Source organism: Mesorhizobium marinum (assembly GCF_040813675.1).
Classification (GTDB): domain Bacteria; phylum Pseudomonadota; class Alphaproteobacteria; order Rhizobiales; family Rhizobiaceae; genus Mesorhizobium_K; species Mesorhizobium_K marinum.
This window is the reverse complement of the sequence record NZ_JBFOCI010000004.1, coordinates 301,878-322,781: the sequence shown is the minus strand read 5'-3', so window position 1 is coordinate 322,781 and position 20,904 is coordinate 301,878. Positions and strand designations below refer to the sequence as shown.

Annotated in this window: 21 protein-coding genes; 14 read left to right on the top strand and 7 right to left on the bottom strand. The window is 66.9% G+C overall.

All coding sequences use genetic code 11. The features are described 5' to 3' along the window. Positions 1-53: 53 nt before the first annotated feature. The 4 genes from nagA to ABUE31_RS15290 are packed head-to-tail and all read right to left on the bottom strand — an operon-like array spanning position 54 to position 3,886. The gene (gene nagA / locus ABUE31_RS15305) at positions 54-1,205 is read right to left on the bottom strand and encodes an N-acetylglucosamine-6-phosphate deacetylase (RefSeq protein WP_367724523.1); all 1,152 of its coding nucleotides are present in this window, start codon (positions 1,203-1,205) and stop codon (positions 54-56) included. Then, on the bottom strand, positions 1,202-2,212 hold the full coding sequence (locus ABUE31_RS15300) for an SIS domain-containing protein (protein ID WP_367724637.1): 1,011 nt from the start codon (positions 2,210-2,212) through the stop codon (positions 1,202-1,204). The genes nagA and ABUE31_RS15300 overlap by 4 nt, the downstream gene beginning before the upstream one ends. Before the next feature lie 11 nt (positions 2,213-2,223). Continuing rightward, entirely contained in the window at positions 2,224-3,009 is a 786-nt protein-coding gene (locus tag ABUE31_RS15295) for a GntR family transcriptional regulator (protein WP_367724522.1), read from the bottom strand. Then, on the bottom strand, positions 3,002-3,886 hold the full coding sequence (locus ABUE31_RS15290; protein WP_367724521.1) for a glucosamine kinase nucleotide-binding domain-containing protein: 885 nt from the start codon (positions 3,884-3,886) through the stop codon (positions 3,002-3,004). The genes ABUE31_RS15295 and ABUE31_RS15290 overlap by 8 nt, the downstream gene beginning before the upstream one ends. Positions 3,887-4,085: 199 nt before the next feature. Between ABUE31_RS15290 and ABUE31_RS15285 the strand changes: the two genes are divergently transcribed. From ABUE31_RS15285 to ABUE31_RS15230, 12 genes are all read left to right on the top strand, one after another. Then, positions 4,086-5,006 carry an N-acetylmuramic acid 6-phosphate etherase gene (locus tag ABUE31_RS15285; RefSeq protein ID WP_367724520.1) on the top strand — a complete coding sequence of 307 codons (921 nt, stop codon included), beginning with the start codon at positions 4,086-4,088 and terminating at the stop codon, positions 5,004-5,006. Between the two features lie 55 nt (positions 5,007-5,061). Continuing rightward, complete coding sequence (locus tag ABUE31_RS15280) at positions 5,062-6,321, top strand: ABC transporter substrate-binding protein (protein WP_367724519.1); 1,260 nt, start codon at positions 5,062-5,064, stop codon at positions 6,319-6,321. Positions 6,322-6,571: 250 nt separating this feature from the next. Next, on the top strand, positions 6,572-7,495 hold the full coding sequence (locus ABUE31_RS15275; protein ID WP_367724518.1) for a carbohydrate ABC transporter permease: 924 nt from the start codon (positions 6,572-6,574) through the stop codon (positions 7,493-7,495). Positions 7,496-7,505: 10 nt separating this feature from the next. Further along, a complete protein-coding gene (locus ABUE31_RS15270) occupies positions 7,506-8,345 on the top strand; it encodes a carbohydrate ABC transporter permease (protein WP_367724517.1) in 840 nt (279 codons plus the stop codon). A 31-nt stretch (positions 8,346-8,376) separates the two neighbouring features. After that, the gene (locus ABUE31_RS15265; protein WP_367724516.1) at positions 8,377-9,378 is read left to right on the top strand and encodes an ABC transporter ATP-binding protein; all 1,002 of its coding nucleotides are present in this window, start codon (positions 8,377-8,379) and stop codon (positions 9,376-9,378) included. Between the two features lie 50 nt (positions 9,379-9,428). Then, positions 9,429-10,646 (top strand): adenylate/guanylate cyclase domain-containing protein, encoded by a 1,218-nt coding sequence (locus ABUE31_RS15260; RefSeq protein WP_367724636.1) that lies wholly within the window; start codon positions 9,429-9,431, stop codon positions 10,644-10,646. 120 nt (positions 10,647-10,766) lie between these two features. Continuing rightward, positions 10,767-11,360 carry an urease accessory protein UreE gene (gene ureE / locus ABUE31_RS15255; RefSeq protein ID WP_367724515.1) on the top strand — a complete coding sequence of 198 codons (594 nt, stop codon included), beginning with the start codon at positions 10,767-10,769 and terminating at the stop codon, positions 11,358-11,360. Then, positions 11,353-12,015, top strand: a complete 663-nt coding sequence (locus ABUE31_RS15250; protein ID WP_367724635.1) for an urease accessory protein UreF — start codon at positions 11,353-11,355, stop codon at positions 12,013-12,015. Before ureE ends, ABUE31_RS15250 begins: the two co-directional genes overlap by 8 nt. Continuing rightward, positions 12,012-12,452 (top strand): DUF3995 domain-containing protein, encoded by a 441-nt coding sequence (locus ABUE31_RS15245; RefSeq protein ID WP_367724514.1) that lies wholly within the window; start codon positions 12,012-12,014, stop codon positions 12,450-12,452. The genes ABUE31_RS15250 and ABUE31_RS15245 overlap by 4 nt, the downstream gene beginning before the upstream one ends. Further along, complete coding sequence (ureG, locus tag ABUE31_RS15240) at positions 12,449-13,084, top strand: urease accessory protein UreG (protein WP_367724513.1); 636 nt, start codon at positions 12,449-12,451, stop codon at positions 13,082-13,084. Before ABUE31_RS15245 ends, ureG begins: the two co-directional genes overlap by 4 nt. Positions 13,085-13,198: 114 nt before the next feature. Then, positions 13,199-13,969, top strand: a complete 771-nt coding sequence (locus ABUE31_RS15235; protein WP_367724512.1) for a class II aldolase and adducin N-terminal domain-containing protein — start codon at positions 13,199-13,201, stop codon at positions 13,967-13,969. A 301-nt stretch (positions 13,970-14,270) separates the two neighbouring features. Further along, positions 14,271-15,932: a hypothetical protein gene (locus tag ABUE31_RS15230; protein WP_367724511.1), complete on the top strand. Its 1,662-nt coding sequence runs from the start codon at positions 14,271-14,273 to the stop codon at positions 15,930-15,932. Positions 15,933-15,979: 47 nt separating this feature from the next. Here ABUE31_RS15230 and ABUE31_RS15225 read toward each other — a convergent pair whose 3' ends face one another. After that, on the bottom strand, positions 15,980-16,615 hold the full coding sequence (locus ABUE31_RS15225; RefSeq protein ID WP_367724510.1) for an HAD family hydrolase: 636 nt from the start codon (positions 16,613-16,615) through the stop codon (positions 15,980-15,982). A 254-nt stretch (positions 16,616-16,869) separates the two neighbouring features. Here ABUE31_RS15225 and ABUE31_RS15220 point away from each other — a divergent pair, with 254 nt between their 5' ends. Then, positions 16,870-17,835, top strand: a complete 966-nt coding sequence (locus tag ABUE31_RS15220) for a sugar-binding transcriptional regulator (RefSeq protein WP_367724509.1) — start codon at positions 16,870-16,872, stop codon at positions 17,833-17,835. A gap of 36 nt (positions 17,836-17,871) precedes the next feature. On the opposite strand, the gene ABUE31_RS15215 is transcribed toward ABUE31_RS15220, so the two are convergent. Next, a complete protein-coding gene (locus tag ABUE31_RS15215) occupies positions 17,872-18,081 on the bottom strand; it encodes a hypothetical protein (RefSeq protein WP_367724508.1) in 210 nt (69 codons plus the stop codon). 102 nt (positions 18,082-18,183) lie between these two features. On the opposite strand from ABUE31_RS15215, the gene ABUE31_RS15210 reads away from it, so the two are divergent. After that, a complete protein-coding gene (locus ABUE31_RS15210; RefSeq protein ID WP_367724507.1) occupies positions 18,184-19,122 on the top strand; it encodes a LysR substrate-binding domain-containing protein in 939 nt (312 codons plus the stop codon). Here the strand turns inward: ABUE31_RS15210 and ABUE31_RS15205 are convergent, their stop codons facing one another. Further along, a complete protein-coding gene (locus ABUE31_RS15205; protein WP_367724634.1) occupies positions 19,123-20,751 on the bottom strand; it encodes an adenylate/guanylate cyclase domain-containing protein in 1,629 nt (542 codons plus the stop codon). Between the last annotated feature and the right edge of the window lie 153 nt (positions 20,752-20,904).

The following is a 20,904-nucleotide window of genomic DNA, read 5'->3' as shown; positions in this document are numbered from 1 at the left end:
AGGCCCCGCCGGTTCGCCGGCGGGGCCTCTTCTTTGCGGTATGCCGGTCTGCGTCAGGCCGGGTGTGTCCGGCTCCCGCCGATCCAGACGCTGCGGACCTCCAGGTCGTCCGACAGCGCAATCACGTCGGCGGCGGAGCCGCGCGCCAGGCGGCCCACCGGTCGGCCTATGATGCCAGCCGGATAGAGCGACGCCATGCGTAGGGTCTCGTCGAGACTGAGGCCGATCGTGCGATGCATGAAGCGGACGGCCGAGATCATGTCGAGGTCTGCGCCGGCGAGCGTGCCGTCGGCGAGCGTCAGCCTTCCGTCCTTGCGGTGGATGGTGCGCCCGTTCAGCGTGAAGCTGGTCATGTCCGTGCCGATCGTCGCCATGGCGTCGGTGACGAGCACGATGCGCCCGGGGCCGCGCTTGCCGCGCACGGCGATGGCGACGGTCGACGGATCGACATGGATGCCGTCGGCGATCAGTCCGGCCGACAGCCTGCCGTCGTCGAGCGCCGCGCCGGCCATGCCCGGCTCGCGATTGCCGATCTGGCTCATCGCGTTGAAAAGGTGCGTGGCCATGGCGGCGCCGGCCTCGGCATAGGCGCGCGCGGTGGCGCAGGTCGCGTCGGTATGTCCGAGGCTGACGACGACGCCCGCCCGGGTCAGCGCCGCAACCTGCTCAGGCGTGACCGATTCCGGGGCAACGGTCGTCAGCAGCGCGGGCAGGTTCGCGCGCGCCCTGATCAGCAGGGCAAGGTCGGCCTCCGTCATCGGCCGGATAAGCTTCGGGTCGTGCGCGCCCTTGCGGGCGATGGAAAGATGCGGCCCCTCGAGATGAAGGCCGGCGAAACCCGGCACCTTGCGGCGTGCGGCCTCGACGCCCGCCGCGATCGTCTCGGCGGTGATCTCGGGCGTGTCGGTAATCAGCGTCGGCAACAGGCCGGTGGTCCCGAACGGCGCATGCGCCCGGCAGATCGTCTCGATGCCGCCGACGTCGGGATGGTCGTTGAGCATCACGCCGCCGCCGCCGTTGACCTGGAGGTCGACGAAGCCGGGCACGAGCATCGCGCCCGCGTCGGAGACGGCAATGCTCTCCGGTATCTGTGTCCGCGGGACGACCGCCTCGACGGTGTCGCCATGGATGACGAGGGCGGCGTCCTTGTGCCAGCCTTCGCCGTCGAAGATGCGTTTTGCCGCGAGGGCGAGATCGGCGCTCATATCGTCTCCGTCACCTTGCGCAGGTTCGGCGGCTGGTCCGGATTGAGGCCGCGCTGCCTGGCGAACGCCTCCACGAAGCCGTAGAAGGACACGATCAGCGGCAGGGGATCGGTGAGCGGATGTCCGGTCGCCGCAAAGGGTAGCTTTGCCGCCTTCTCGGCCAGCGCCGACGTGATGAACGTCGATGCGCCCTTGCCGGTGAGAAGGTCGGCGGCCTCGGCCATCGACCGCTCCGACGCGTCGCGCGCCGCCAGCGCCACCACCGGGAAACCCGGCCCGACCAGCGCGAGGGGCCCGTGCATCACCTCGGCCGCGCTGTAGGCCTCGGCGTGCATGGAGCAGGTCTCCTTGAATTTCAGCGCCGCCTCGTTGGCGATCGCGGCCGACGGGCCTCTGCCGAGGAAGAACAGGGAGTTCTCGCCGGTCAGCGCCTTGGCGATGCCCATCCAGTCGCAGTCGACGGCGTTGCGAAGATGCTGCGGCAGGTTGCGCAAGGCCGCGTGCAGGGCGTCGTCGCCTGTCCAGTGCGCGAGCAGCAGCAGTCCGGCGACGGCCGAGTTGACGAAGCTTTTCGTGGCGGCGACGCTTTTCTCCTCGCCGGCCAGGATGTCGATTGCGTGGTCCGAGGCTTCGGCGAGCGGCGAACCGGCCGTGTTCGTGATCGCGATCGTCAGCGCGCCGCCGGCCCGCGCGGCCTGTGCCATTGCGACGATGTCGGGGCTCTTGCCCGACTGCGAGATGGTCAGGCAGGCGGTGCCGCCGACCTTCAGCTTCGCGCCGTAGATCGACGCGATGGACGGACCGACGGACGCAACGGGCACGCCGGCGGTCAGCTCCGTCGCGTATTTCAGGAAGGATGCTGCGTGATCCGACGAGCCGCGCGCAACCGTCGTCACAACGGGTGGCGAGAGCGCTCGCAGCTGGCGACCGGCCGCGGCGATCACGCCGTCGCCGGCGTCGAGCAGCCGCGCCGCTGCGTCGGGGATCTCCAGGATTTCCTGGCGCATATAGGTATCGGTCACGCTTGGTCTTTTCCTTCGGCCGTGTCGGCGAGCCTGAGCTCGACGACGAAATCATAGGCGTCGCCCCGGTAGACGGAGCGGGTGAACTCGACGACCTTGCCGGTCGCCAGATAGGAGATGCGCTCGATGTTCAGGCTCGCCGATCCGGGCGAGGCGCCGAGCAGCCGGGCTTCGGCTTCGCTCAGGTTCTTGGCCGAAAGCCGCTGGATCGCCCGCACGGGCCGGTGTGCGGTTTTCTCGAGCGCGGCATAGAGTGAATCGCCGATCGCCTCGGGGTCGGGCAGGATCGTGGCCGAAAGCGAGGCGCGTTCGATGGCGAGCGGCGTGTCGTCGGCGATGCGCAGGCGCGCCACCCGGGCGACCCGTTCGCTGGGCGAGAGACCGAGCGTCATCATTTCTTCGGGCGAGGGCGTATAGAGGCCGCGGTCGAGCCACTCGGAGCGCACCGTCATGCCGCGCCGCGCCATGTCCTCGGTGAACGACGTGAGGCGCGACAGCGGCTGCTCGACGCGGTTGACGCGCGGCGCGACGAAGGTGCCGGAGCCGTGCCGCTGCACTAGGATGCCGCCGCGCACCAGATCCTGCACGGCCTTGCGCACGGTGACGCGCGAAACGTCCGCCCTGATCGCGATATCGCGCTCGGAGGGCAGTGCGTCGCCGGGTCCGACGATGCCGGCATTCACGGCGTCCTCGATGCTCTTCCTCAACTGTACGTAGAGGGGCGCGCCCTTCTGCTGCGCGTTGCGCACTGCCTGGAAGATGCGCTCGGCCGCGTCAGACATCGGCGCGTTCCGTCCCGCCGAAGAGCCGGGCCGCCATTGCGACCGCACCGCCGAGCGCGTCGGTTCGGGGCTCCCTGAGCAGCGCCTGGTAACGCGGCGAGAGCCGTTTTGCATGCAGCGGCGCCAGCCCGCCGAGCAGGCAGAGCGGCATGCCCTCGTCGAGGTCGAGCGCCGCGAGCGACGCCTCGACGGCGGCCACCGCGCGCGCCAGGATCATCTCCGCAACCGGATCCCCCCTGGAGGCGTACTCGAAGACCTTGGGGGCGAACCCGCCGTAGTCGCCGGGGGATGCATTGATCGTGAACTCGACGACATCCTGCGGGTCGCCGCGGAATACGGCGAGGATCTCTGCGGTCAGGGGCGAGGCCGGCCTGATCCCGTCATGGGCCAGCAGCGTTTCCTCCAGCAGGTCGCGGCCGATGCGCCCGCCGCTGCCCTGGTCGCCGACCTGGAAACCCCATCCACCGACTGCGCGCGCCTTGCCGTTGCGGCGCACCAGATAGGCCGTGCCGGTGCCGAGGATCGCGATGGCGCCGTCGCGGCCTTCGCCGACGGCTCCATCGAGGGCGATCAGCGCGTCGTTGACCACGCGGCTCTGCGCGAAGGGAAGGATTGTTTCGAGTTGCTGCGCATAGGTGCCGACATTGGTGCCGGCAAGCCCCAGGACGGCGCCGGTGGAGGTGATCAGCGCAGGGTCGTGGCCGGCTTCCTTGAAGGCCTGCGTCGCCGCGTCCACGATGTTTTCCCGCGCACGTGAAAGGTCGGTTCGGATATTGGCCGGGCCGGCCTTGCCGCGCCCGACGATCTGGCCGGCCGCAGTCGCCAGCGCCGCCCGGCAACCGGTTCCGCCGCCATCGATGCCGACTACGAATTTCACGGGAAATCCTCCATGAAGAGGATAATACCAATAAAATACCAATAGCCAAGCCTTATTTTAGCGCTGGGGCAATCATGTGTCGTACTTTATTGAATTTGCTCGAATATTGCCCGATTGAATCGGTTGAAATCGACCAACTCGTTGACGGCGCTGGACAAGTGGTATTTTTTTGGTATTGTCGCCGAAGAGGAGGTGGCTGATGGCCGAAAAGCGGACGGAAGCGCTGCACGCGAATGCTGGAGGGCTGGACGAGCGCGAACCTGGCGCCGTGCTTGGCATTCTGGCAGACGCCCAGATCGAGGCGGCCGGTGCCGTCAAGGGCGCCATTCCCGCCATCGCCGCAGCCGCTTCGCTTGTCGCGGAAACGCTCGCCTCCGGCGGCCGGCTCGCCTATGCGGCGGCCGGTAGCTCTGGCCTCATGGCGCTGGCCGACGCGCTAGAACTTCCGGGCACCTACGGCATATCACGCGACCGCATCGTGATCCTGTTTGCCGGCGGCGCGGCGGCGTTGAACGACATGGCCGGTGCGCCCGAGGACGACGCGGCCGGGGCCGCCCGCGAGGTGGCCGATGCCGCGCTTGGCGCCGGCGACTGCCTGATCGCTCTTTCCGCCAGCGGCTCGACGCCCTATGCGCTGGGCGCGCTCAAGGCAGCGGCGGATCGTGGCGTGCGCACCATCGCCATCGCCAACAATGCCGGCTCGGAGCTGCTTTCGTTCGCTGAGATCCCGGTTCTGCTTTCCACCCCACCCGAGGTCATTGCCGGTTCGACCCGCATGGGCGCCGGCACGGCGCAGAAGATCGCGCTCAACATGATGTCCACGCTGGCCGGGGTCCATCTCGGCCATGTCCATGACGGCTACATGGTCAACCTTTTCGCCGACAACGCCAAGCTTCGCGGCCGCGCCGCGCGCATGGTCGCGTCGGTGACGGGCTGCGACGAAGCGACGGCGCTTGCCGCGCTCGGACAGACGGAAGGACGGGTCAAGCCGGCCGTCCTGATCGCAGCGGGCGCGGCGGACGCCGCCGCGGCCGAAGGACTGCTCGACAAGGCTGGCCGCAGGCTGCGTCCCGCTCCGTCGAGGCTGCATACTCTAGAGGGAAGCGGATCCAGGCCCTAGGCCGAACCCGCAGCCGCCAAAAGGAACCTGAGAAAGGTCAACAGGGAGACTGAAGATGACACGTGTTACGCTTACGGCTCTGCTTCTCGGCACGAGCATCCTGGGCACCGCCGGCATGGCCTTCGCCCAGGACACGACCCTCACCATCGAGAGCTGGCGCAACGATGACCTGCCGATCTGGCAGGAGAAGCTGATCCCAGCCTTCGAGGCCAAGAACCCCGGCATCAAGGTCGTGTTCTCGCCGTCCGCGCCGACCGAGTACAACGCCGCTCTGAACGCCAAGCTCGACGCCGGCTCGGCGGGCGATCTCATCACCTGCCGTCCGTTCGACGCGTCGCTCGAACTCTTCAACAAGGGCCATCTCGCCAGCCTGAACGACCTTGCCGGCATGGAGAACTTCTCCGACGTCGCCAAGTCCGCCTGGCAGACCGACGACGGCGCCACCACCTTCTGCGTGCCGATGGCGTCGGTCATCCACGGCTTCATCTACAACAAGGACGCCTTCGACCAGCTCGGCATCGCCGTGCCGACGACGGAAGCCGAGTTCTTCGCCGCGCTCGACAAGATCAAGGAAGACGGCACCTATATCCCGATGGCGATGGGCACCAAGGATCTCTGGGAAGCCGCGACCATGGGCTACCAGAACATCGGCCCGACGTACTGGAAGGGCGAGGAAGGCCGTCTGGCGCTGATCAAGGGCGAGCAGAAGCTGACCGACCCGCAGTGGGTCGAGCCGTTCGCCACGCTCGCCAAGTGGAAAGACTATCTCGGCGACGGCTTCGAGGCGCAATCCTATCCCGATAGCCAGAATCTCTTCACGCTCGGCCGCGCCGCGATCTACCCCTCGGGCTCGTGGGAGATCTCGGTGTTCAACCCGCAGGCGCAGTTCAAGATGGGCGCCTTCGCACCGCCGGTCAGGAATGCCGGCGACGCCTGCTACATTTCCGACCACAACGACATCGGCATCGGCCTGAACGCCAAGAGCGCCAATGCGGACGCGGCGAAGACCTTCCTCACCTGGGTTGCCTCGCCGGAATTCGCCTCCATCTACGCCAACGCGCTGCCGGGCTTCTTCAGCCTGAACTCCGCTCCCGTTCAGATGGAAGACCCCTTGGCGCAGGAGTTCGTCTCCTGGCGCGAGAAGTGCAAGCCGACCATCCGCTCGACCTACCAGATCCTGTCGCGCGGCACGCCGAACCTGGAAAACGAGACCTGGGTCAAGTCGGCCAACGTGATCAACGGCACGGAGACGCCGGAAGCCGCTGCGGCCGAACTGCAGAAGGGCCTCGACAGCTGGTACAAGCCGGCTAACTGACGATCCAGCCCGGGCCCTCCCCTTCGGGGGAGGGTTTTCTGGACTGAACGGGCGCGGGCATTGCCGCCCGCCCCCAATTTCGATTGCCGGCGCCGCCCCTCACCCTTACCCTCTCCTCTTGAAGTTCGGGGACGACGGGGCGCCGCCGTCGTGGCCTTTGTTCATCTCCCCGCCTCGTCGAAGCTGACGTCAGGCGGGCGAGGCGCAGTTTCTGACGATTGACGAAACCGGGAAGGCGCGAGAGACGCGCATGGCGACCGAAGCAAGAAAACCCGTCCGCTGGCATATCGCCGCGTTCCTCGCGCCGGCGGTGCTGGTCTACACGGCGGTGATGATCATCCCTCTTTTCGGCACGCTGCAGCTGTCGCTGTTCAACGCCGAGAACCAGCAGCGCTACTTCGCGGGCCTGCAGAACTTCCGCACGCTGTTCGGCGATCCGCGGTGGTCGGCCTCCTTCTGGAACGCGCTCTGGAACAACACCTGGTTCTTCATCATCCACATGGTGGTGCAGAACCCGATCGGCATCGCGCTGGCCGCCCTGCTGTCCAGTCCGCGACTGCGCTTCTCGGCCTTCTACCGCACCGCCATCTTCATCCCGACGATCCTCTCCTTCGTCATCGTCGGCTTCGCCTGGAAGCTCATCCTGTCGCCGCTCTGGGGCGTCGCGCCGAACCTGCTCGACCTTGTCGGGCTGAAAAGCCTGTTCACGCCCTGGCTCGGCAAGGAGGCGTATGCGCTGACCACGCTCGGCCTGATCTCGGTCTGGCAGTTCGTCGGCATCCCGATGATGCTGATCTACGCCGCCCTGCTGTCCATCCCCGACGAGGTCATCGAAGCAGCCGAGATGGACGGCATCACCGGCATGGCGCAGTTCTGGAAGATCAAGCTGCCGCTGATCCTGCCCTCGATCGGCATCATTTCGATCCTCACCTTCGTCGGCAATTTCAACGCCTTCGACCTGATCTATTCGGCGCAAGGCGCGCTCGCCGGGCCGAACTACTCGACCGACATCCTCGGTACCTTCCTCTACCGCACCTTCTTCGGCTTCCAGCTGCAGGCCGGCGACCCCTACATGGGTTCGACCATCGCCTCGATGATGTTCCTGATCATCCTGACTGGCGTCTGCATCTACCTGTTCACCATCCAGACGCGCCTGCGTCGGTACCAGTTCTGAGGGGGACAGGATGAGCCGCGCGACCTCCTCGCTTCCCCGCACGATCGGCGCCCATGCCGCGCTCATCGCCTACACGGCGATCGCGCTGTTCCCGGTCGTTGTCATCGTCATCAACTCGTTCAAGTCGCGCAATGCGATCTTCCGCACGCCGCTGTCGCCGCCGACGCCCGAGACCTTCGATCTCATCGGCTACACGACGGTGCTCAACCAGGGCGACTTCTTCCTCTATTTCCAGAACAGCCTGATCGTCACCGTTGCCTCGCTGTTCTTCGTGCTGCTGTTCGGGGCCATGGCGGCCTTCGCGCTCTCGGAGTACCGCTTTCGCGGCAACACGATGATGGGCCTCTACCTGGCGCTCGGCATCATGATCCCGATCCGCCTCGGCACCGTCGCCATCCTGCAGCTGATGGTGGCAAGCGGCCTGGTCAACACGCTGACGGCGCTCGTCCTCGTCTACACCGCACAGGGCTTGCCGCTCGCCGTCTTCATCCTGTCCGAGTTCATGAAGCAGGTGTCCGGCGACCTGAAGAACGCCGGCCGCATCGACGGGCTCAGCGAATACCGCATCTTCTTCCGCCTCGTGCTGCCGCTCGTGCGCCCGGCAATGGCGACGGTCGCGGTCTTTACAATGATCCCCATCTGGAACGACCTCTGGTTCCCGCTGATCCTCGCGCCGTCGGAGGCGACGAAGACGATCACCCTCGGCGCCCAGCTCTTCATCGGCCAGTACGTGACCAACTGGAACGCGGTGCTGGCGGCACTGTCGCTGGCCATCCTGCCGGTCTTGGTCCTCTACCTCATCTTCTCGCGTCAACTGATCCGCGGCATCACCTCCGGCGCCGTGAAATGAACGTTCCCGACAACAAAGAGCGGAGGCCGGTTTGGGCTCGCTGACCATCGACAACGTGAAGAAGAGCTTCGGCAAGGTCGACGTGCTGAAGGGCATCGACCTCGAGGTGAAGGACGGCGAATTTGTCGTCTTCGTCGGCCCGTCCGGCTGCGGCAAGTCCACGCTGCTCAGGATCGTGGCGGGGCTGGAGGACACGACGTCGGGCCGTGTGATGATCGACGGAGCCGACGTCACCGTGACGCCGCCGGCCAACCGCGGCATCGCCATGGTGTTCCAGACCTACGCGCTCTATCCGCATCTGACGGTCCGCGCCAATATGAGCCTCGGCCTGAAGCAGATCGGCACGCCCGCCCAAGAGATCGAAAAGCGGGTCGCCGCTGCCTCGGCCATGCTGTCGCTCGAGCCCTATCTGGAGCGCCGCCCGGCCGAGCTTTCGGGCGGCCAGCGCCAGCGCGTCGCGATCGGCCGCGCCGTGGTGCGCGAGCCGAAGCTGTTCCTTTTCGACGAGCCGCTGTCGAACCTCGATGCGGCGCTGCGCGTCAACACGCGCCTCGAAATCGCCCAGCTCCACCGCCGGCTGAAGGCGACGATGATCTACGTCACGCACGACCAGGTCGAGGCGATGACGCTGGCCGACAAGATCGTCGTCCTGAACGCCGGGCGCATCGAGCAGGTCGGCGCGCCGATGGACCTCTACAACAAGCCGGCGAACGAGTTCGTCGCCGGCTTCATCGGCTCGCCGAAGATGAACTTCATCGACGCGGCGAAGCTCGGGGAAGCGCAGGCCAAGACGGTCGGCGTCAGGCCCGAGCACCTGACGGTCGATACCGCATCCGGCGCGTGGAAGGGAACAGTCGTCCATGCCGAGCACCTCGGCGCCGATACCAATCTCTATGTGGATACGGAGATGGCGGGCCTGCTCACCGTGCGCATCTTCGGCGTCTACGATGCCGAGCCCGGTTCAACGCTCTACGTGACGCCCGATCCCGCCCGGACCTACCGTTTCGACGCCGACGGCCGCAGGCTGGCTTGAACGAAAATCTCCTCCATCGCATCCTGCGCGGGCCGGCTGCGAGGAACACGATGAACGACCCCGACATTGCCTCGATCACCGCATGGACTGTGGAGCGCGGGCTTGCCGGCGACGGCGAGATCGCCCTGCTCCATGGCTTCTGCGAACGCTGTGCGGCCGCCGGCCTGCCGGTCACGCGCGCCATCGCCATCATCGACACGCTTCACCCGGTCTACGAGGGGCGCGTCTTCTACTGGAGCGGCGACCGGCCTCTCGACACGCCGATGTCGCAATACGAGCCGAACAGCGGAGGCGACGGCGAGCCCGGCTGGCTGACCAGCCCCTTCTACCAGATGTTCAACAGCGGCGAGGGCGAAATGCGACGCCGGCTGCATCTCGGCGAGACGGCGGACTTCGCCGTGCTGGAGGACCTGCGACAGGAGGGCCAGACGGACTGGTTCGCCATGGTGCAGCGTTTCGACAAGGCGACCGCCATCGGCGAGATGGACTGTTTCATGTCGCGCTGGACCACGGCCCAGCCCGGCGGATTTTCCGATGCCGATATCACGGCGCTCCGCCGTCTGGTTCCCACGCTTGGCCTCGCCATCAAGTCGGCCTCGCTTGCCCGCGTCGCCCAATCGCTGGTGGAGGCCTATCTCGGCCGCGATCCCGGCCGCCGCGTGCTCAAGGGCAAGGTCTCGAGGGGCGCCGCCGAGCGCATCAATGCGGTGATCTGGTTCTCGGATCTGCAGGGCTACACCGCGCTCACCGAGCGCATCGGCAGCGACGAAATCATTCCGCTGCTGAACGACTATGCCGAGATCGTCATCACCTCGGTACACGCCGCCGGCGGCGATGTTCTGAAGCTGATGGCCGACGGCGTGCTCGCCATCTTCACCGCCGGCGACCCGGCGGCCGCCTGCGCCGCCGCGCTCGCCGCCGAAGCCAGCATGCGGCTGAAGCACGACGAGTTGAACGACCGGCGCGCGGCCGCCGGCCGTCCGGTTTCGTCGATCTATCTCGGCCTGCACATCGGCGACGTCTTCTACGGCAACATCGGCAGCAAGGACCGGCTTGATTTCACGGTCGTCGGCCAGGCCGTCAACGAGGCGAGCCGCATCGCCTCGATGTGCCGGTCGGTCGATCGCGAAGTGCTGTTCTCCTCCGCATTCAGGGAGTTCCTGCCGGAACCCGAACAGCACCGGCTCGTCTCGGTCGGGCGCTACGCGCTGCGCGGTGTCAGCCGGCCGGAGGAATTGTTCACCATCGATCCCGAGCGGCGCGGCTGACGCGCGCGGCCGCCGCCCTTGGGGCAGTTGCGACTCCGTGACACAATCGGCCGCGCGCACTTGGCAAGCCCCGGCAAATGCGCGCATGATCGTCCCGGAACAAGGACGACCGGACCCCGCATGAAGCTCTCCATGAACACCGATTTCACGAAATTTCCGCGTGCGGTATCGGTCGCGCCGGCCGGAAGCGCGGCAGGTCAGCCCGCCGGCAGGGCCGTGCTCGCCCATGACGAGCGGCATCTGCGCCGGCGCGCGATCGAACTCGTCGACGGCGCCAAGGTTCTGGTCGACCTGCCCGAAGCGGTGATGCTGGCCGACGGCGACCGGCTCGTGCTGGAGGACGGCGGGGAGGTCGAGATCGCGGCGGCGCCGGAAGAACTCTACGATGTCCGCGCCCGCGATTCCGTCCACCTTGCCGAACTCGCCTGGCACATCGGCAACCGGCATCTTGCAGCCGCGATATCGGCTGGTCGCATTCTCATCCTGCGCGACCACGTCATCAAGGCGATGCTCGAGGGGCTGGGCGCGACGGTCAGCGACGTCGTCGAGCCGTTCTCGCCGGTGCGCGGGGCCTATTCCGGCCATGCGCACGGGCATGACCACCATGGCCACGATCATCACGACCACCATCACGACCACCACCATGGCCATGGCGAGCGCGACGCTTACGGGCGCCTGCCCGGCGACCCGCACTACGGCCACAATCATGCCTGAAGCGGCGGCCACGCAGCTTCGTCTGATGGCCTTCCTCTCGCCGGCCTTCCCGGTCGGCGGCTTCTCCTACAGCCATGGCCTTGAGCGGGCCGCGCATGACGGCCGCCTGCCGGACGCCGAGGCACTGCGCGAATGGCTCTCCGACCTGATCGCCTTCGGTTCCGGCTGGAACGATGCCGTCCTGTTCGCCGAGGCGCATCGTCGTGCACGGGACGGCGACCTGCATGAACTCGCCCAACTCGCCGAGGCGCTGGCCGGATCGGCGGAACGCCATCGCGAGTCCATGCTGCAGGGCGCAGCCTTCGTCGCCGCCGCGTGCGCCTGGCCCCATGCGGTGCTCGACCGGCTGCCCGCCGACTGCCCCTATTGTGTCGCGGCAGGAGCGATCCTCGGTGCGCATGGCGTTGCGCTCGAAGCCGCGCTCGCCGCATGGCTCCAGGCGTTCTCGATAAATCTCATCCAGGCGGCGATCCGTCTCGGCGTCACCGGCCAGCAGGGCGCGATGGCCGTCGTCGCGGCGCTGGAGCCTGTGACGCTCGACGCGGCGCGGCGCGCGAATGGGTCCACGCTGGACGACCTCGGCTCCGCGTCGCTTTTGTCCGAGATCGCGGCGATGAAGCATGAGACGCAATCCTCGAGGCTGTTCCGCTCATGACCGCGTTGGCCGTGGCGCTCGCTTGCGTGCTGCTGGTTCTCGCCGGATTGCATGCCTATTGGGGGCTGGGCGGCATCTGGCCAGGAAACGACGCCGCCTCCTGCGCGCGCACCGTCGCCGGTTTTCAAGGGGTCGACGCCATGCCCGGTCCGATTGCCAGCTTTGCCGTCGCCGCTGCGCTCTGCTTTTCGGCGACCGTGGCGCTCGTGCTCGGCGGCGTGATCGCAAGCCCATTTCCGTTCTTCGTCCTCGGCCCGGCGGCGCTCTTCATCACGCTGGTGTTCCTCGGACGAGGCGTTGTCGGCTTCACTCCGGCCTGGCGGCGCCTGACGCCCGAAATGCCATTCGCCCGCCTCGACAGGTTCTACTATTCGCCGTTGTGCCTGCTCATCGGCGCGGCGTTCTTCACGCTTGGCATCAGGGGATTTTCCGCATGACATCGAAGAACGGTCCACTTCGTATCGGCATCGGAGGCCCCGTCGGCTCCGGCAAGACGACGCTCACCGAAAAGCTCTGCAAGGCGCTGAGCGGCCGCTATTCCATCGCCGTCGTCACCAACGACATCTACACCCGCGAGGACGCGATGATGCTCGCCCGCCTCCAGGCGCTGCCCGAGGAGCGCATCATGGGCGTCGAGACCGGCGGCTGCCCGCACACAGCAATCCGCGAGGACGCCTCGATCAACCTCCAGGCGATCGCCGAGATGAACAGGAAGTTCCCCGACCTCGACATCGTCTTCATCGAATCCGGCGGGGACAACCTTGCCGCCACCTTCTCGCCGGACCTTGCCGACCTGACCCTCTACGTCATCTCGGTCTGCCAGGGCGAGGAGATCCCGAGGAAGGGGGGGCCGGGCATCACGCGCTCCGACTACCTCGTCATCAACAAGAGCGACCTCGCGCCCTATGTGAACGTCAACCTCGACGTGATGGAGCGTGACGCCGCGCGCCAGCGGGGCAAGCGTCCCTTCGGCTTCACCGATCTCTCGCGCGGCAAGGGCCTCGACGAAGTCATCGGCTTCATCGTCGAAAATGGCGGGCTGGCCGCGCCGCGCGAGGCCGCCGAATAGAGGCCGTCCACAGCCGTCCCGCGCCGTCGCCGAACGCGCGTATCAGGCTATCGAATCCAGTTGCCCCGGCGCTGAAGCCTGGGGCATCCTCGACCCAACACGGAGGAACGCGTCATGACCGTCGCCCATCTGAAGTCAGGCAAGCTCACCAACATGCCCTTCCACGAGGAGCGGGTCGATCTCGCGGCGGCGTTTCGCTGGACCGCCAGGCTGAACATGCACGAGGCGGTGGCGAACCACTTCTCGCTGTCGGTCAGCGACGACGGCACGAAGTTTCTGATGAACCCGAACCAGGTCCATTTCTCGCGTGTGCGTGCGAGCGACCTGCTGATGATCGACGCCAACGATCCCGAGACGTTGTCCGGCCCGAACGCCCCCGACCCGACGGCCTGGGGGCTGCATGGCTCGATCCACCGCGCCGTGCCGCATGCGCGCTGCGTCATGCACGTGCATTCGGTGCATGCCACCGTGCTGGCATCGCTTGCCGATTCCAGGCTCCCGCCGGTCGACCAGAACTCGACCATGTTCTATGGCCCGCGCCAGGTGATCGACGGCAACTATGGCGGGCTTGCCTTCGAGGAGGAGGGCGAACGCTGCGCCAAGCTGCTCGCCGACCCCCGCGTCCAGGTCATGATCATGGGCAACCACGGCATCCTGGTCATCGGCCAGAGCGTCGCGGAAACCTTCAACCGCATGTACTATTTCGAGCGCGCCGCCGAGACCTACATCAAGGCGCTGTGGACCGGCCGTCCGCTGCGCATGCTCTCCGACGAGATCGCCGAGAGGACGGCCGCCGAACTCGACAACTATCCGGGACAGGCCGACCGTCACCTTGCCGAGCTCAAGGCCATCCTCGACGAGCAAGAGCCGGCCTACCGGAACTGAGAATTCCGGCCCGGGGACGTACCGACCCACCGGAGTGTATTCCCGATTGGCCGTGAGCCTTGCCGTGTAGCGCGGCGGTTATCCCTGACTTTTCAATGCTCGCTCCGATTTGGCAGCGGCGAGCGCATCGGTTCGCAAGAATTTTAGCGATTATCCGCATGTTGACATGAAATCCCGTTACGGGTGATCGTCTCCACGTTGCTCATCGTTGGCGAAGATTTCTTCGCCTGCATCTGGCATTTCTGACCGGAACGTCATCTTTTTGGGGGCGATACTGGCAGACGACGAGGATACGCATCCGATGACGGACAGGCCGGTACTGAAGGACTTCGGCAATACGATCGAGGTCCGGACCCTTGACGACTACGCCACGGGCGGTGGCTACGACGCACTCAAGTTCACGCGCTCGGCCAGCGCGCTCGAGCCGGTGAGCCCCCAAAGGGGCGGCCGCGACTTCGGCTACTGCAAGGTCTGGGCGGCGATGTCGGCACGCCAGTTGATGGACGAACTGGCGGCGGAGCTAGATCTGCGCGCCGCCTATCTCGGCGCCGAGGCCGGGGTTGCCGCCAGGCTGGTCAACTCCTTCAGCTACAACGAGACGTCCTTCGTCATCATCGCCAAGCAGACGGTCGAGGCAGGCAACCTGACGATCGCCAACGATACGGCGGCCCTGCATCTGTCCAAGGAAGCGCGCGAGAAGCTCGCAAACGACCTCGACGGGTTCCACCGCAAGTTCGGCGGCTACTACTGCCACACGGTGGTTCTGGGTGGCGAGGTCTATGTCGCCTACCAGTGCACCATGTCGACCAAGGCCCGGGCGCAGGACGTCAGCGCCGAGATCAGCGGCACCTATCCGGACCTCGGCTCGCTGATGGTCAAGGTCTCGAAGGTGATGAGCGAAACCAGCTCGGAGTCCCAGTGGCGGATGACGGCGCAAACGCTGGGCGCCGGCGGAACGCTCGATCCCTTCGATCCTGAAAAGCCGGAGACGGTGCGGGCGGCCGTCATGAAGTTCCTCAGGGATTTCGAGGCGAACGTCCGCAAGAACCCGCAGCCCTATTACGGCCGCTACGACGGATACTGGCGCTTCTTCGACGAGGCTGCCGACCTCAAGGGGCGGGTCTATGAAACGAGCCTGATTGTCGATGCGCTGAGCGACTGGGCAACCGGCTACGCCGACGTGCTGGCGACGATCCATGCCTTCCTCGATCCCGCCAACCGCGAGGGCTATCACGTCGACAGCGAAAGCCGGACCAGGCTGCTCGCCATGGAGCGCGAGATCCTTGCCGCCTGGAAGATACTGAAGGGTCGCTATTCGGTGATGGAGATGTTCGGCGACTTCGTGCCGCCGGAGCAGATCGAGGGCATCGGCGACCACCCGCCGGCGGGCTACCGCGAGGCGGTCGAGGCGATGCGCACCCAGTTGCGCACGCAGATGTTCCATGGCCAGCGGGTCTACATGCGCTTCCCGGCGAGCGCGCTCAATGTCGGCAAGGCCAGCATGACCATTCCTGCCGAAGAGCAGGGCGAGGAGATCCCCGGCAAGACCGGCCTCGACGGCGAGTCCTGGCCCTATGTCAGGCTCTCGGCTTCCCAGAAGCAGACCTACATCCTGCGCCCGGTGAACAAGAAGGACGGCGACCAGCTGTGCCACGGCGACAAGGTCAGGATCGAGCAGGTGGAGCCGGCCTACAAGGGGCAGCAGCTCTACATGCCGGACAGGTGGCGGGTCTGCACCGTCTGGACGGCGATCTACAAGGGAACCGAAAGCAAGAAGTACGAGTGGACGGTCACCATCGACGGCTGCGCCGACGCGACCCGCGTGGTGTCGACTGACGATACGATTCGCCTGACCAACATGAACGATGCGAACTGGTTCATGTGCCCGGTCTGGACCGACTACCTCGGCGTGACCAAAGACGTCGGCGACGACTGGAAGATGAATTTCGCCCACAGTCCCTGACCGGCGGGCAGTCGTGGACGGTCAGGTCCAGAGCCGGGGCGGCAGGTTCAGAGCATGCCGAGCAGCTGTCTCACGTCCTCGGCGGTGCTGGCGACATGCGCGCCGTCCGGCCCGGTCGCCGGCCGTTCCGGCCAGAAGATCGTCCGCATGCCCGCCGCCAGCCCGGCGCGCGAGCCGGTCGCGCTGTCCTCCATCACGACCGTGTCCGCCGGGTCGATGCCGGTCAGCCACGCGGCGCGCAGATAGGGCTCGGGGTGCGGTTTGCCTTCCTGCACGTCGTTGCGGGTAATGCTTTTGATGCCCGGCTCGACGATGCCGATCGCCCGCATGTTCGCCTCGACGATGAGGCGGTCCGAATTCGAGACGATGGCCTGCACCACGCCCATGCGCTGCAGGTCGCGGAAGATCTCGAGCGCGCCCGGGCGCTGCTGCAGGCGTGGCGCGTGCTGGAGGTAGTGGCTGTACTTGCGCCGGATCCAGTCGTCGTAGGGCAGCGTCAGGCCGAATTCGTCGCGCATCATTTCGTAGACCGGCCATGCCGCGATGCCGAGCACGCGTTCGTGCAGGTCCGGCGGCGGCGCGATGCCGACGCTCCTCATCGCCGTCACCAGCGCCTCGTCGTGCAGCGGCTCGCTGTCGATCAGCGTTCCGTCCATGTCCCAGTAGACTGCCTTGGGGGTCATTGCGGCTCCCTTCCTGTCCCCCTCCTTCTGCACATTCTTCCGGTAAAATCGATGACCAATATGATGCGTCGCGCCATGACCCCGGATTTTGTCGCGACAGGATCGTCGAGGATCGTTCCGCTGGCGGGTTTTCGGCGCAGGAAACGTGTGTTTCGCCTGCGTGCTGGAAATGAACATTTGCCCGACCGATCAGACAATTGCACATCGCGGAATTCCCTGTAAGACTGCGCCCGCGCTGAACAGGCTTGGGATCGATGAGCATTCGTCAGGACACTGCTGCGGCCAACCCGCGACTGGACGACGCCGCGCGCGCCGGCTGGCTCTACTACGTTGCAGGCAACACGCAGGACCAGATCGCCACGAAACTCGGCATCTCCAGGCAGTCGGCCCAGCGGCTGGTTTCGCTCGCGGTGTCCGAGGGGCTGATCAAGGTCCGTGTCGACCATCCGATCGCCAAGTGCCTCGATCTCGCGGCGCGGCTCGGAGCGCGCTTCGCGCTCGATTTCATCGAGGTCGTCCCGAGCGATCCAGGGTCCTCGTCGACCACCATCGGCGTGGCGCAGGCCGCCGCCGCCGAGATCGAGAAGCGGCTCAGGGCGGAGACGCCGCTGGTGATGGCGATCGGCACCGGGCGGACGCTGAAGGCGGCCATCGAGCAGTTGCCGCAGATGGACTGCCCGCAGCACAAGATCGTCTCGCTCACCGGCAACATCGCACCGGACGGCTCCGCCGCCTTCTACAACGTGATCTTCTCCATGGCGGACCGCATCAAGGCGCGCGCCTTCCCGATGCCGCTGCCGGTCATCGCCTCCTCGGCCGAGGAGCGCGCCATGCTGCTCAGCCAGCCGATGATACAGCCGACGCTCGAGCTTGCGGCCCGCGCCGACGTCACATTCGTCGGCATCGGCGATCTTGGGCCGAAGGCGCCGCTCTACGAGGACGGCTTCATCACCGAGGCGGAGCTGAAGGCGATTCAGAAGGCGGGCGGCGTCGCCGAGATTGTCGGCTGGGTGTTCGACCGCGAAGGCAGGCTGATCGAAGGCGCCACCAACGACCGCGTCGCGTCGGCGCCGCTGCCGTCGCGCGAGCGCTCGCTGGTGGTCGCGCTGGCCATGGGCGAGAACAAGCTGCCCGGCATCGCTGCCGCGGTCACCCGCCGGCTGGTCAATGGCCTGGTCACCGACGAGCGCACGGCGTCCGCCCTCCTGGCGGCCGGCTGAGCATTTCTGCCGGTTGGCCTAATTCAGCAGCGTGCCTTATGACGCATGGGGAAAATGCATCTCCGGCCGGTGTGCGCGTCCGTCACCCCGGGCGACATCCCGGGAACGTGCGCCGCCGTCGGCGAGCCCGAGGTCGCGACGCAGGTGGTCGGGCATCTCGTCGATATCCAAACGCTTGATACGAAACCCAGAGAACGCGGCAAACACGCGTCGAGCAACGGCTGAGGCAGGGTTGGCGTAGCTCATCGTTCTCTCCTTGGTCGGTCGTTTTCCCTGCGCCTCATATGCTGCTTCCGCAGCTTGTCCGCCAATTGAACCTGGCATAGCATGCATAAGGGAGATTTATGCATGAAACTGCCGCCGCTCGCTGCCATTCGCGCCTTCGAGGCTGCCGCCAGGCTGTCGTCCTTCACGCGGGCGGCGGAGGAACTGGCGATGACGCAGGCCGCCGTCAGCTACCAGATCAAGGTGCTTGAGGAGCGCGTCGGCCAGCCGCTCTTCGTCCGTCGGGCCCGCCACGTCGAACTCACCGAGACGGGCCGTGTGCTTTCGGCCGGTGCGTCCGAGGCGCTGCGCATCCTTGCGGAAAGCTACGAACAGGCGCGAACCGGCGGACAGGGCACCTTGTCGATCAGCACGATCCCGACTTTCGCCGCCAACTGGCTGGCGCTGCGCATGGGTTCGTTCCAGGTCGCCCATCCGGCGATCGCGGTGCGGTTGGAAACGTCCGACCGGGTGGTCGATCTCGCGCAGGACAACATCGATGTCGGCATCCGGACGGGCGCCACGGGCGAATGGCAGGGGCTCGCCGCGCATCGCCTGTTCCTGGCCGACTTCACGCCGATGCTGAGCCCGTCGCTCGCCGCCACGATCGGCGGCGTCAGGGAGCCCGCCGATCTGCTCCGGCTCCCGATCGTCGACGCCGGCGATCCCTGGTGGGCGATGTGGTTCGACCTTGCAGGCATCGACGCGCGCGAAAACCTGGCGGCGAGGACGCGCAGCCAGCTGAATTCGCAGGCTTTCGAGGGGCGGGCGGCCGTGGCCGGCGTCGGCGTCGGGATCCTGACCCGCGCGCTGTTCACCGCGGAACTCGATAGTGGCAGCCTGGTCCAGCCGTTCGACATCGTCGGCAACGACGGCCACGCCTACTGGCTGGTCTACCAGCAGGCCCGCCGCAACACGCCGAAGATCAGGGCGTTTCGCGAATGGATGCTGAGGGAGATAGGCGCGATGTCGGGGCGATCGGCCGGCGCAGACCTGGCTGGCCCTTTGGCCGCTGGCCGGTGATCAGGCCACCGCGCGTGCGTCCGTCAGGCCCGACGCGAATGCTGCGCCCTGCGGCACCACATGCACGTGCAGCGGCCGTCTGCTGCCGCGGATCGCGATCTCGCGCGCCTCGTAGTCGGAGAAGTCGAGCCCTGAAAGCGACGCGACCGCGTCCGAGACGACGATCGCGGCGTTGAACTCCTTGGCCGCGGATTCCAGCCGGCTTGCCACGTTCACGGTGTCGCCGATCGCGGTGACATGCATGGCGCCGCCGTATCCCATCGCGCCGACGATGGCCGGGCCGGCATGGATGCCGATCGCGACGCGGAGCGGGGCCGGGATCTCGGCGGCGAGTTCCTCGCTCAGCCGGTCGAGCTCGGCCAGGATGGCGGCCGATGCGGCCAGCGCCTGCCGGCAGGCTTCCGCGGTCGATCCGTTGAGGCCGAACAGCGCCATCGCGCCGTCGCCGATGAACTTGTCGAGCGTCCCGCCCGACTGTTCCACCGCCTTGCCGACGATCGCGAAATAGCGGTTGAGCAGGAAGACGATGTCGTAGGGCAGTCTGTGGTCGGCGAGCGCGGTGAAGCTTCTGATGTCGCAGAACAGCACGGCGATCTCCTGCTCGCGGCCAGGCGTCGTCGGGCGCAGGCCCGTGGTCAGGGCCCGCTCGCGGTCGGCGGCCAGCAGCGGTAGGACCGTCAGTTGCGCCGTCGGCCTGAGCTGGCAGGCGAGGCGCACTTCCGGGATGGCGTGGATGCGGGTCAGCGTCGCGCATTCGAGAGGACTCGGCGGCGGCAGGGTCTCGACGCCCGCGGTCACGCGGATGCGGCAGGTCGAGCAGCGGCCCTTGCCGCCGCAGACGGCATAGTGGGGAATGCCGCCGATGCGGCTCGCCTCGAGCACGCTGGTGCCGCGGGGCACCCGCACGACCTGCCCGCCTTCGTAGCGGACTTCGACCAGGTTGCGCCGGGCCATGACCTGGCGCAGCGCGCGCAGCGCGAGCGTTCCGGCGACAGCGGCGATCGCCACGGCATAGACGGTTGTCAGGAGAAGATCCTTGGCTGCAAGTGCCGCCCAGATGCGCTCGAGCGCGGCGTCGTCCGGCACAGGCGGCAGCGGCAGGCTCTGGACCACCTTGCCGGCGTCGGCGAAGCCGAGCAGCGCCAGCACCGGAACCAGCACCGCGGCGATCAGCAGGAAGGGCGCCGCGGTCGCATACCAGGGCCGGAAGCGCAGCCAGAAATGCAGGCCGAGGCAGCCATGCGCCCAGATGACGAGCAGCGCCAAGACCTGCTTGACGCCCGTCGCCGGTGAATCGATCCACAGCGCCCGCACCACGAACTCATAGTCGATCTCGGTGCCGGTCATCGACCCGTAGACCCGCGTTCCGATGACGTGCTCGGCGACCAGCAGCGGGATCAGGAGCCCGAGCACGACCTGCGCCGCCTCCTTGGCGGGCATGCGCAGGGTCCGCTTGAGATAGAGGGTGCGCAGCACCAGCACGAAGTGGACGGCGGCAGCGCCATAGAGAAGCACGGAGCCCACCGGCGTACGCCACGGTTCGGTCAGCCATTCGAGGCCCGCGTCGGCCGCCTCGATCGAGAACAGGTTCAGCGCGACGTTGGCCATGTGCATCGTCACGAAGAGCATCAGCGTAAGGCCCGACGCCAGCCTGGCCGTGCGCAGGGCTTGTTCCGGCACGCGCCCGCTGCGTGGCCGTGGTGAGGCGGGCGTCTGTGGCGCGGAAGTGGTCTCGGCCGGGGCGTCGTTCGTCATGGCTGCAGCTTGGCAGGGTCGCGGCAC